Annotated in this window: 10 protein-coding genes; all 10 read right to left on the bottom strand. The window is 40.4% G+C overall.

Features of this window, described 5'->3' with window-relative positions; translation table 11 throughout:
• Position 1: 1 nt before the first annotated feature.
• Entirely contained in the window at positions 2-976 is a 975-nt protein-coding gene (gene mraY, locus B7E07_RS14570) for a phospho-N-acetylmuramoyl-pentapeptide-transferase (RefSeq protein ID WP_080846539.1), read from the bottom strand.
• Position 977: 1 nt separating this feature from the next.
• Positions 978-1,424, bottom strand: coding sequence for a hypothetical protein (locus B7E07_RS14575; protein WP_080846540.1), 447 nt, complete (start codon positions 1,422-1,424; stop codon positions 978-980).
• Position 1,425: 1 nt separating this feature from the next.
• Entirely contained in the window at positions 1,426-2,886 is a 1,461-nt protein-coding gene (locus B7E07_RS14580) for a UDP-N-acetylmuramoyl-L-alanyl-D-glutamate--2,6-diaminopimelate ligase (RefSeq protein ID WP_080846541.1), read from the bottom strand.
• A gap of 426 nt (positions 2,887-3,312) precedes the next feature.
• Entirely contained in the window at positions 3,313-5,232 is a 1,920-nt protein-coding gene (locus B7E07_RS14585) for a stage V sporulation protein D (protein ID WP_080846543.1), read from the bottom strand.
• Positions 5,233-5,328: 96 nt separating this feature from the next.
• Positions 5,329-7,548 carry a penicillin-binding protein gene (locus B7E07_RS14590; protein WP_080846545.1) on the bottom strand — a complete coding sequence of 740 codons (2,220 nt, stop codon included), beginning with the start codon at positions 7,546-7,548 and terminating at the stop codon, positions 5,329-5,331.
• Positions 7,548-7,907, bottom strand: a complete 360-nt coding sequence (gene ftsL / locus B7E07_RS14595) for a cell division protein FtsL (protein ID WP_080846548.1) — start codon at positions 7,905-7,907, stop codon at positions 7,548-7,550. Before ftsL ends, B7E07_RS14590 begins: the two co-directional genes overlap by 1 nt.
• Before the next feature lie 35 nt (positions 7,908-7,942).
• Positions 7,943-8,875 (bottom strand): 16S rRNA (cytosine(1402)-N(4))-methyltransferase RsmH, encoded by a 933-nt coding sequence (gene rsmH, locus B7E07_RS14600; protein WP_080846551.1) that lies wholly within the window; start codon positions 8,873-8,875, stop codon positions 7,943-7,945.
• A 52-nt stretch (positions 8,876-8,927) separates the two neighbouring features.
• The gene (gene mraZ / locus B7E07_RS14605; RefSeq protein ID WP_080846554.1) at positions 8,928-9,359 is read right to left on the bottom strand and encodes a division/cell wall cluster transcriptional repressor MraZ; all 432 of its coding nucleotides are present in this window, start codon (positions 9,357-9,359) and stop codon (positions 8,928-8,930) included.
• A gap of 834 nt (positions 9,360-10,193) precedes the next feature.
• The gene (gene bshC, locus B7E07_RS14610; protein WP_080846557.1) at positions 10,194-11,828 is read right to left on the bottom strand and encodes a bacillithiol biosynthesis cysteine-adding enzyme BshC; all 1,635 of its coding nucleotides are present in this window, start codon (positions 11,826-11,828) and stop codon (positions 10,194-10,196) included.
• A 103-nt stretch (positions 11,829-11,931) separates the two neighbouring features.
• A complete protein-coding gene (locus B7E07_RS14615; protein WP_080846561.1) occupies positions 11,932-12,321 on the bottom strand; it encodes a DUF3397 domain-containing protein in 390 nt (129 codons plus the stop codon).
• Positions 12,322-12,343 lie beyond the last annotated feature (22 nt).

The following is a 12,343-nucleotide window of genomic DNA, read 5'->3' on the forward strand; positions in this document are numbered from 1 at the left end:
TTTACATCCACACCTCTATATATATTCCAAGGACTGCAAGCAAAAGCCCAACGGTCCAAAAGGTTACAACAACACGCCACTCTGACCATCCTACCAGTTCATAATGGTGATGAAGAGGACTCATCTTGAATATACGTCTTCCTGTTGTTTTAAAAGATATTACCTGTAAGATAACGGATAGTGTTTCAATAACGAAAACGCCACCGATGATAATCAAAATAAATTCAAGCTTCGTTAGGATGGCTATTGTTGCTATTGCGCCGCCTAATGCAAGTGAGCCTGTATCACCCATGAACACTTTTGCAGGATGAGCATTAAAAACCAGAAACCCCAGAACAGATCCTACAACAGCAACAGCAAAAATCGAAATCTCAAACTGCGACTGACTCCATGCCAAAACAGCGAATGCACCAAAAGCGATTGCCGATGTTCCGGAGACAAGCCCATCCAATCCGTCTGTTAAATTGACGGCATTTGAAAAGCCAACAAGCCAGAAAATAATAAAGAACACATACGTCCATCCCATATCAAACGAATAATCCGTTAAGGGAATATGAACAACAGTCGAGAAATCATTTTGCTGGAAAACCAGATAGAAAACAATTGATATGATAATTTGCCCAAGCAACTTTTGCTTCGAAGTCAGGCCTAAGTTCCGTTTAAGAGCCACTTTTATAAAATCATCTAAAAAGCCGAGTAAACCAAAGCCTAGCGTTACAAGCAAAAGCAAATAGGTTTTAACGGTTGGCTCAGAGAATTTCCCTGTCATCACCAATGTCGTCACGGTAATGGATAACAAAATCATGATGCCGCCCATAGTCGGTGTTCCTGTTTTCTTTTGGTGAGACTGTGGCCCTTCTTCACGAATGCTTTGACCAAACTTCAATCTGCGTAAAAATGGTATAAATAAAGGCGATAATAACACGGTTATTAAAAAGCCCATTAATATTGTGAAAAAAATGACTTGCTCCATCATATTACTCCTTACCCCCTAGCCGGCCGTCTTCATCCAGTTTGGCAAAGAGCATACGGAGCTCTTCTCTATACTCAAACTCATCGGGTATTACAGCGCTATTTACATGAAAGTTGGTCCAGTTACCTGAACTGCTTCCCATATTTTTTGTTTTTTGTTCATAAAGTTTCATCATATCCAGTAAACCTTTCAATACATTATTCGAGAAAAAGAGCGGAAAGTGATTTGGTGTAAACTTCGGGACATCAGCTGATTCATCCCAAACCGCTGCAATTGCACCATTTTCCAATGCTGTTTTCAATCCCTCAGCACTTAGCGAGGTTGAAATATAAAGTCCTTTCGGCTGCGGAAAATCAGGTGAACATGTCACATGATAAAAAGACAAATCCTCATTTGCAATGCCCCTTCGTTTTGGAAAAAGCTCTGCAATGTCCCGATATGTTAAAAACATCCTATCGCTCCTCAATAGCCTTTTTAGCTTCAATGCGGTCATCAAAATCAAATATCTGATCTCCAATTTGCTGATATGTTTCATGCCCTTTTCCTGCGATTAAGATGACATCACCAGCACTTGCCTGGCTAATTGCATAGCGGATCGCTTCTCTGCGATCAGAAATGATTTTATAGTTATTGCCAGTTGCGCCAGCTTCCATGTCCGCTAATATGCTGTTAGGGTCCTCGCTGCGCGGATTATCAGATGTAAAGATTGGATTGCTGCTATATGCGCAAGATATTTGGGCCATAATCGGACGTTTTGTCCGGTCACGATCCCCACCGCAGCCAACAACTGTAAAAATGCGTTTGTCTGCAAATTCCTGTATAGTCTGCAGCGCATTTTCCAAACTATCTGGTGTGTGTGAATAGTCTACAATGACAGAAAAGTCCTGTCCGGCATCAACTGTTTCAAACCTGCCTGAAACACCCTCGACTTCTTCGATAGAAGCAAGAATGCGATCGATTGGAATGCCAGCAGCTACCCCTGTGCTGATTGCAGCCAGTACATTATACACGCTAAACTTGCCGATTAATTTCATATTGACATTAAAAACGCCCAACGGACTGTCTAGAGTAAAACTCGTTCCTGATGCCTGTATCGTTATGCTGTGTGCTTTAAAATCTGCAGCCTGATCAATCCCATATGTAAGTATATGAGCTGAAGTAGATCTTATATATTGTTCAGTTGCTGCATCATCGGCATTTAAAATGGCATACTTAGGCGCATCAGGCTGAAAACGGCTTCCAAGCTGAGCAAAAAGCAATCCCTTTGCTCTTTTGTATTCTTCCATTGTGCCATGATAATCTAAATGATCTTGTGTTAAGTTCGTAAAGACGGCAATGTCAAAATCACATCCGTGCACTCTTCCTTCATCCAATGCATGAGAAGAAACCTCCATTACAGCTGTAGACACTTCAGCGTCCACCATCTGCTTGAATGTTCTTTGGAGGGTTAAGCTTTCTGGTGTGGTATTTTTGGTCGTGAAAACATCATCGCCAACCTTTGTATACATGGTTCCGATTAATCCAGTTGTCTTTCCAAAATCCTGTGCCATTTTTTCAATTAGATGACTTGTCGTTGTTTTGCCATTTGTCCCTGTAATTCCGATCAGTTGTAATTTATGGGTTGGATGCCCATAAAATGCATCTGCTAAAACCGACATGGCTCTTTTTGTATTTTTAACCGTAATAACCGGAACCTCCAAAAGCAGTTCGCGTTCGGCTATAACAGCCACTGCTCCTGCTTTTACCGCTTCAGCAGCAAGGTCATGACCATCGACTGTAAATCCTTTAATGCACACAAACAAACTTCCTTGTGTCACTTTACGATGATCATTTTCTATAGAAGAAATTTCAATAGAATCTCCATTATAAGTTTGGTAAGGCTGCAGCACTTGCAGCAAAGTATGTAATTTCATTCTTTCAACCCTCTCAATCACGTAGTACCTCTGTAAAATAGCCTCTATATGTAATCCATACGAAAAATAAATAGACCTTATTCCACTATTAGGCCATTCTCTGTTCTAAAAAAGAGAATTAGCGATTTATATTTTACATGAAAAAACAATAATATGCTATTTGTTATTTAAAGAAAACATTCAGACCAGGTGGAAGAAAGATGAATAAGCTGATGAGCATGACCATTAGCCTACCCGGAAATAATTGACCTCACGCTCAAAAAGAAGTGCTTGTCCAGCGGCAAAAGGATATGGTTATGAGATATGGTGACTAAACGCCCTTCAAGACACTGACTGTCCCACAAAATGAATGGCCAAAAATATTTTTGAAACGTGGAAAAAAGGCGGCGCAACCATAATGGAACGCCGCCCCGAATCATTATGTCTTTACTCTGATGAATCAAAATACAGCCTAATCGTAGATCCTTCCTTAAGCTTAACACCTGGTTCAGGTGATTGCTTCACCACTTTGTCACCATTACCGCTCGCATCAATTTGCAGATTGACATAAAGTTCACTAATTTCTCGTTTTGTAATGCCAACAAGGTCAGGTACTTCAATCATTGGTGTATCCGGCCAAGTTAATTCCTTCTCAACCTGCTCTTTTCTTGGCTCAACACCCATTGCTCTTAAGCTATCTCCAATAATATTGCCGACAATCGGTGCTGCAACGACCCCACCAAACTGAACAGTTCCTTTTGGATTATCAACCGCTACATAGACAACAATCTCAGGATCATCAGCTGGAGCAAAGCCAATAAAGGATACAATATGGTTATTTTCAAGATAACGTCCGCCTTGCGCCTTTTGGGCAGTTCCTGTCTTGCCGCCAACACGGTATCCATCTACAAATGCTTTTTTACCAGATCCTTGAGCAACAACCGTTTCAAGTGCATGTCTGATTTCATCAGAAGTTTCTTTAGAAATGACTTTTCGTTTTGCCGTCGGTGATTTTTTCATAACGGCTTCACCTGTTGTCGGATCAATAAGTTCCTTTGCAATGTACGGCGTGTAAAGTGTACCGCCATTAATTGCAGCAGAAATAGCTGCTACCTGCTGAATTGGCGTTACAGATACACCCTGCCCAAAAGCAGTGGTTGCCTGCTCCACTGGTCCGACACGATCGAGATTAAAGAGAATTCCTTTTCCTTCGCCCTGCAGATCAATTCCTGTTTTTTCACCAAAACCAAAATCTTTGATGTACTTGAATAACGTATCTTTTCCTAAACGTTCACCCAGCTCAACAAATCCCGGGTTACATGAATTCTGAACAACTTCTAAGAAGGATTGACTTCCGTGGCCGCCTTTTTTCCAGCATCGCAGCTTCGCACCACCTACTTCTACAAACCCGGGATCATGAAAATGATCTTCCTCCAGATCGACCTTCCCTTCTTCCAGAGCGGCTGCTAAAGTAATAATCTTAAAGGTAGAACCTGGTTCATACGTGCTCCAAATAGGCAGATTGCGGTTATACACATCTGGTTCTACATGTCTAAAATTAGTCGGATCAAAAGATGGCCGGCTGGACATGCCAAGAATTTCACCTGTATTCGGATCCATTGCGACTGCAATCAGTCCATCAGGATTATAGGTGGCTTCAGCTATATCCAACTCACGCTCCATAATGGTTTGCACCTTCGAATCAATGGTCAGCATCAGGTTATTGCCATCCACAGGAGCCTGATAGTCATCAGCCATTTCATTCATTCGCTCGCCTTTGGCATTAGCATAAAATTTAACGGAACCTTTTTCGCCTTGTAATTCTTTGTCATAATAAAGTTCAAGACCCATTAATCCCTGATTATCAATACCTGCAAACCCTAACACATGTGATAAATAATCACCAAACGGGTAATGACGTTTTGAGTCCTCGCCAATATAAACGCCTTCTAGTTCTAATGCACGAATTTCTTTTGCTTTTTCATGAGTGATCTTTCTTCCTTCTTTAATTCTTACATTTGACTCTTTTTGCGTTATTTGTTTATAAGCTTCTTCCTTTGACATATTCAAGACAGCTGCCAGCTTTTCTGCTGTTGCAGCTGGATCTTTTATTTGCCGCGGTACTACATAAACTGTTGGTGCACTTACATTTGTTGCAAGCGCCACTCCATTTCGATCGACAATTTCACCTCGTTCAGGTTCAAAAGGGATGTCCCTGCTCCACAGCTCTTTCGCTTTGTCTGTAAGATCATTGCCCAGGATCATTTGCACATAGCCTAGACGCAAATCTATGATAAAAAACACTAAGATTCCGACAATCAAAGCAGCTGTAAGCCTTTTACGCACTGTTACGTTTGATACACGCATCTTTGAACGAACCTCCTCCGTTTAAAGCTCGTTCAAATATATGCTTGTACACAAACAATTAGAACGCACCAACCTATGATTGGTGCGTTCTGTTCATCAATCCGTTACAACTTCTTCCTCTTCAACTTGATCCTTTGCTGTTTTTTCTCTTTCATATTGCTCCAAAGGTGTCTCAAATTCAACGATCAAGTAATCTCCTTCAGCAAGAACAGAACCTGCGGATAAATTTTGCTTCATGGCATAGCCATTGCCAACTGTATTCAGCTTAAGGTTCGCCGCTTTTGTAAATTTCAGCACATCCCTTAAAGACCAGCCCATCATATCAGGGACAACGGTTTTTCCATTTGTTTTGAGAATAACTTTTTCACCTTCTAACATGGAAGAAGTTTGGCCGGGGAACTGTCCTTCCACTGTTTTGCCATCTCCAATTATGACTGGTTCCAAATCTTGTTCCGTCAGTTTCTTTTCAGCTTCCTTTACAGACATCCCGATCAAGTCAGGCGCCTGACTGCTTTTTGCTTTAGGCTGCTCAGTTGGCTCAATATTTAAATATTGTAAGCTGCTTTGCATTACCGGTTTGAAAATTTCAGAAACCGGCTCTGCTCCATTTGTGCTTTCGTCAATATCAGGCTGCTGCACGGCAACATACATCACAAGCTCAGGATCATCAGCTGGTGCCATACCTAAAAATGAGAATACATAGTTGCTGTGTCCTGTTAAGTAACCGCCGCCCTCCGGATTAGGAATTTGCGCTGTGCCTGTTTTACCCGCAACCTCGTAACCATCAATATTAAACCTGCCGTATCCTGTTCCATTTTCAGAGGAAACAACTGTTTCTAAAATATCCCTGACTTCCTTGGCCGTTGCTTCAGAAATAGGGGTACCTGCTTTTTCAGGACTTGTCTTTTGCACCGTTTCTCCTGAATTTGGGTCTACAACCTTGCTGATCACATGCGGTTTTTTCATTGAACCATCTCCCGCAACAGCAGTTGCCGCCTGCATCTGCTGAATTGGCGTAAAGGCAGATCCTTGTCCAAAACCGATTGACGCTTTTTCTAAAGGCCAATCATATTTAATAAGCCCGCTCGTTTCATTTGGCAAGTCTATACCTGTTGGCTGATCAAAGCCAAACGTTGTTAAATACTCGCGAAAAGTTTCATAGCCAAGCTGTTCATTTACAATTTTTGCGAAAGCAACATTAGAGGAGCGCTGAACTCCTTCCAGATAGGTAATCTCGCCCCATCCACGCCCGCCGTTATGGTCTGGGATGGCAGGTGATCTTTCTGTCACTTTGTAGGAACCAGATTTATACGTATTATTTTTATTAAAGACACCCTCTTCTATCGCGGATGCTAGTGTAAATACTTTCATGGTCGAACCTGGCTCATATGAATCTTCAACCGCTAAGTTGCGCCATGTGTCTTCAATTCCTTCTCTTGTTTTCGGATGGAATGATGGTCTTTGTGCCATTGCTAAAATATCTCCCGTTTTGGGATCTGCTACAATTCCAATCATTTTTTTCGGGCTATATTTCTCATCTACCTTACTCATCGCGTCTTCGAGAAAGATTTGAATGGATTTATCTAACGTTAAGTAAACATCCTGACCATTTTTGGCCGGTTCAATGACTTCATCACCATTTGGCAGCAAATAACCCCAAAGATCTGCTTCATAGCTGAAGCTGCCATTTGTACCTGTTAATAAATCATTTAAGCTTTGTTCTAATCCAAGCATTCCAACCGTTTCGATGCTGCCATCTTCCTTTTCCTGTTTTTCAACATAGCCAATTAAATGAGAAGCAAATAGGCCATTCGGATAAAATCTCTTTGTATCTTGAATGAACGAAATGCCCGGAAGCTCCAAATCTTCTATCTCTTTCTTTTTTTGCAGAGTAAGATCACGCCCAGCAGTACCGAATTCCACTTGTTTTCGATCACTTGTCAGTTTGCTATAAATCTCGGATTCTTCCATATCAATTAAACCTGTAAGCTTTGCAGCAGTTTGCTCAGGATCCACGACATGTCTTGGATTTTTATCGTCTGTTGTTAATTCCTCATCCAGGATCGCTACAAGTTTATAGGAGTTTGCATCTTCAGCAATAACCTCTCCATTTCTGTCGTAAATCGTCCCTCTTCTGGCTTCAAGAGTCTTTTCTCTTTCATATAATGAATGTGCTTTTGCAGCTACAGCCTGACCGCCTGCTTCTCCTGTAACTTGAATAGATATAAACCGAAACAATATGACAAAAAAGAGCAGACTGAATATTATAAATAATATCACTGCTCCAGCATTAATATTTCGTTGCTTTTTAATCATTAGTCACGCACAGCCTTAACATTTTTTTCGTTGAATGTTAAGCCAAGCTCTTCTGCTTTGGCCTTAATTCTCTCGTATGTACTTAATTCCGCCACCTGCATACTTAAATCCTTATTTTGTTCTGTTTGTCCTTGAATCGCTGCTTCTGTCTGCTGAATATTTTTATTTACTTCATAAAGTGCAGAGTGATTTGACACCATTTGAACTGCACCGATACAAACTGCACCAGCAAAAAGGATACCAAGTATTTTTTCACCTGGAGAAAACAAGGTTTGGCGCTGAACAGATTTTTTAGGTTTTTGTACCTGCTGCTGTCTTTGCTGCTGTTCTTGTTGAATTTGTCTAGCTAGATTACTCATAGTTTCCCTCCTGTTTCTCTTATACCCCGTATTTTTTATAGTTTCTCAGCGATTCGAAGTTTTGCAGAACGTGCTCGATTATTTAGTTCAAGCTCCTCTTCAGACGGTAAAAACGGTTTGCGTGTAATTAACTTAATTATTGGCTTATATTCATCAGGGATAATCGGCAGCCCTGGCGGCAGGTCAGGTGTCTCGCTCGCTTTTTTCAATGTGACCTTACAAATGCGGTCTTCAAGAGAATGAAACGTAATAACACTTATTCTGCCTCCTGGATTCAATAGCTCTATTGCTTGCTGCAATGATTTTTCAAAAACTCCTAATTCATCGTTTACGGCAATTCTAATAGCCTGGAATATTCGCTTCGCCGGATGACCGCCTTTTCTGCGAGCAGGAGCAGGTATGCCGTCTTTTATAAGCTCCACAAGCTCTGCTGTGGTTTCAATCGGCGCTTTTTCTCTTGCTGCTTCAATTTTTCGGGCAATTTGTTTCGAAAATTTCTCTTCACCATACTTAAAGAAGATTTTAACAAGCTCGTTATAATCCCAATGGTTTACTACATCATAAGCAGATACATCTGCTTCCTCGTCCATACGCATATCGAGTGGAGCATCGTGGTGGTAGCTAAAACCGCGCTCCGGTGTATCAAGCTGTGGGGATGACACTCCGAGATCGTAAAGAATCCCGTCCACTTTCATGACGCCTAGCTTTTCTAACTCTTCCTGTAAAAACGCAAAATTGCTTTTAATGATCGTGATTCGATCTCCATATTGCTTCAGCTTTTCCTTCGCATGCCTGATGGCTGTATCATCTTGATCAAACGCGTAGAGTTTGCCTTTATCCGAAAGCTTAGACAATATTAGCTCACTGTGTCCGGCCCCTCCAAGTGTACAATCAACATAAATTCCATCTGGGTTAATATTAAGCCCATCTACCGTTTCATTCAGCATAACGGTTGTATGTTCAAACATAGCTGTTCATCCTTTCCAATCCTGTTCAATCTAGAGCAAGCCTCTGAAATTTTTAAATATCAAACCCAATCATATTTTCTGCAATTTCAGCAAAAGATTCCTCTGAGTCTGTAAAATATTCTTCCCAAAGATTTTTGCTCCAAATCTCAATTCGATTGGAAACGCCTAATATGACACATTCTTTTTCCAATTTTGCATATTGCTGAAGCGGGGAAGTGATATTTATTCTTCCTTGTTTATCTATTTCACACTCTGTGGCACCTGAAAAGAAAAATCGGGTAAACGCACGGGCATCCTTTTTTGTAAGGGGCAAACCTTTCAGTTTTTCTTCAAGCTGCTGCCACTCTTCCATTGGGTAGCCAAATAAACATTGATCTAAGCCTCGCGTAAGAACGAAGGATTCACCTAGGTGATCACGAAACTTAGCAGGTACAATTATTCTGCCTTTTGTATCAACGTTATGATGGTACTCACCCATAAACATACCCACTGCACCCACTTTCTAACACAAATGTACCACAATCCCCCACTTTCCTCCACATATTTTTATTAATTCTCTCCACCGGCATGATTTCCTGCTGGAAAATTTTGATTTTGGGATTTTCCGTTCGTCGTTTATTTACAATTTCTCAGCATTTCTTATGGGAAATTGTCTGATTGGGATTACTGGTGTGTTTTTTTGTCATAGAGTGGTTACTGCTGAGTGATTTTCGCTGCAGAGCACTCGCTTTCCACGGGTAGGAGTGCTTCATCTGCTTTCACTCCTGCAGGATCTCACCGCTCTGACTTTTCCCGCAGGAGGGTTGGTTGAATAAGCTTCTGCGGGATCACATAGCACCAAGAAGATGCGCTAGCATTTTCCAGGAGACTCGCAACCTTCAACTTCATTCATCAACACTTTTTTGGGCAGCAGCAACAAGTCATTGCTTTTAACCCTTTGCGGAATACTCCATGATTGCAACACATTTACATAATGAGCAAAAAAAAGACGGTCCCAACAAAATTGGGATCACGTCTTTTTTTGGAGTACTATTTATTAAGTTCTTTTGTAAGAAAGATCTTAGTAATTACGACCAGATTATATTGATCTGACTTTTCCTCTTGTTTCTTATATGAAGGAACCAGAGAAATAAACGGAAATTTTACCCTTATTTCCAAAAACGAGCTATTTCCGGGCGAAATAAGCGGAGATTTTCCGGTTAAGTTGAAAAAAATCACCCAATTATACGTTTTTCGGTTAAATAGTCGGAATTCCTCCGTCTATTTAAGCCCATTTGATGTAATTTTACGATTTAAGCGGAATTCTTCCGCCTATGCCTTACAATTTTACGACTACATGGCTACCGTCAAAAGGCAGCGAATGGTTAAGGATTTGCTGGAAGATATCCAGGCCATATCGGTTCATATAATAAAGGGCGTTCCAAACTCTTTCCTGCGGGGCACCGTCTGGCTTTAAGGATGCACCTGTCCGGTCATATTTGTTTATGGTATAGCTGTGCTGCAATTGAATATCCTCTTGAATCTTCTGCTGCAGAAATTGAATGTGTTCGATTACCTTTTGTTCGTTCTTTTTAAGCAGCTGCACAACACCTTTGGCATCTCTTTTTGTATAATCCTCAATACATCGATAATGCTTTTTGACATCTGAATGTAATGAAGAAAATAACGAATCTGCCTGATCACTTTGAATCGATTGAAGAAAAACATTTTTCTGATCTTCAATTCCATTTGCCAGCACATCTTCTAAACGAAGGTCGAGCTCTTGGAGATCCGTTTCGATATCACGCTCTAACAGAGTAATATTAATCCGCGGAACGAGTGGCGGCATTTGAATTGAAAAATGCCGGAAAGCTTGCTGAAGCTCTGCCCAATAAGCGATCTCACCAGGACCAGCAATAAAGGCGAGCGTCGGGAAAAGCAGTTCCTGTGAAATGGGCCGGGTCACCACATTATTGCTCAGTTTCTCAGGTGATTCTTCTGCAATTTCCAGTAAGTCTTCTAGAGTAAATTGAATCGTTTGTTCCTTATCAGAAAACACGCCATGCTCCTGATTGAATTCAAGCAACAAACGGTCATGCAGCTTTTCATCATAATAGAATAAATTAGCACCATTTGCTGAAATATCAATACTGTTAGTTATTCCAGAAACCTTTAGGCTTTCTTGCTGAGCGAGCACGGATTGTGTGATTTCTTTGTTCAAAGTAATTTGCTGCTTTAAGATTTCCTTTTGCAGCTGACGAAATTGGTTATCTCCAGAATCAACTAATAAAAGTCCTGTATCTTTAAACAGGGCCATGATGAGATAAGCGAACAAATCAACCAAAGTCTCAGATTCTTGAATCGCTTCGTCCATCAGCAGCATTAAATCCTTTGTAAAAGATGTTTCTCCATATGCTTCAATAATTCCATTCACCCAATCTCGGCAAACAGCCTTATCAAAGGTGATGTTCGAAACCATTTTTTTCTCCAGTACCTTTTCAGGATAAACGACTTTATTCATTTTAGAGCCATTCTTTGTAAAAATATGATTGACCTCAGGATAATCGTGATCTTCGCCAGCAATCCAAAAAACAGGAATCACAGGGACTTGCAGTTCTTTTTCCTTCTCTTTTGCAAAAGCCACAATGGATATTACTTTATGTATACTATATAGAGGTCCGGTCATTATGCCTGCCTGCTGACCGCCAATCACAACGGTGCTATTGTTTTGCTGTAATTTTTCTAGAGATGCATTGACTTGTTCAGAAGCAGGAAACTTCCTCATAAAATTTTTAATATAAGAAGCTAATTCTTTTCTCATAAATGCTCTGCCTTCAAGCTCATGAATCCGTTTTTCATAGCTTTTGGAATCATTATAACGATAATCAAAATAAGGGCTAATACGATCTGTTTGCATGATATACTCTGTTGCAAACTTGTTTGCCGCAGGCAATGAGAGATTTAACATCTCCATTTTAAGAAACTTCCTTTCTGAAACCAGTTTTCATTTAATCTTCATGAGTATAGCATTGTCTGAATATAAAAGAAAAAAACTTTGCTTACTCACTTTAAAATATTTAGGATACAAAAAACGAAACACGCTTGATCAGTCCTATTGTCATTAAAACAATATACGCTGTAAGAAATAGCAGAAAATTAAAGCGCCAAAACCCTCGAAAAAAAAGGGCAAAATTTATTTCATGTTTTACCCGCCAATGAATAATTGCAAATAAAGCTGCAATCAGCAGGAGAAGGACGATAATGATCCATAAATACGACTGCTCCCAAATTGCCAAGATTAAAAAATGAACAGATAAAATTAAAAAAAATGTACTAACGTCTAAAGCTGCTTTTACAGCGAATTTATGACGTTTTGTCAATTGCTTTGCAACGATAAACACAATCATATATCCCAGTATAGGAAGTGTCACAAATGTTGCTAAGATACCCGATAATACTGCATCCACTCTATTCCCCCCTGCTCCCCTT

Source organism: Cytobacillus gottheilii (genome assembly GCF_900166665.1).
Lineage (GTDB): Bacteria > Bacillota > Bacilli > Bacillales > Cytobacillaceae > Cytobacillus > Cytobacillus gottheilii_A.

What these genes read in the sequence shown, in the direction of transcription:
- mraZ (WP_080846554.1), bottom strand. Translation starts at nt 9,359, where the DNA reads ATGTTTATGGGTGAGTACCATCATAACGTTGATACAAAAGGCAGAATA.
- B7E07_RS14580 (WP_080846541.1), bottom strand. Translation starts at nt 2,886, where the DNA reads ATGAAATTACATACTTTGCTGCAAGTGCTGCAGCCTTACCAAACTTAT.
- ftsL (WP_080846548.1), bottom strand. Translation starts at nt 7,907, where the DNA reads ATGAGTAATCTAGCTAGACAAATTCAACAAGAACAGCAGCAAAGACAG.
- B7E07_RS14585 (WP_080846543.1), bottom strand. Translation starts at nt 5,232, where the DNA reads ATGCGTGTATCAAACGTAACAGTGCGTAAAAGGCTTACAGCTGCTTTG.
- B7E07_RS14575 (WP_080846540.1), bottom strand. Translation starts at nt 1,424, where the DNA reads ATGTTTTTAACATATCGGGACATTGCAGAGCTTTTTCCAAAACGAAGG.
- rsmH (WP_080846551.1), bottom strand. Translation starts at nt 8,875, where the DNA reads ATGTTTGAACATACAACCGTTATGCTGAATGAAACGGTAGATGGGCTT.
- bshC (WP_080846557.1), bottom strand. Translation starts at nt 11,828, where the DNA reads ATGGAGATGTTAAATCTCTCATTGCCTGCGGCAAACAAGTTTGCAACA.
- mraY (WP_080846539.1), bottom strand. Translation starts at nt 976, where the DNA reads ATGATGGAGCAAGTCATTTTTTTCACAATATTAATGGGCTTTTTAATA.
- B7E07_RS14590 (WP_080846545.1), bottom strand. Translation starts at nt 7,548, where the DNA reads ATGATTAAAAAGCAACGAAATATTAATGCTGGAGCAGTGATATTATTT.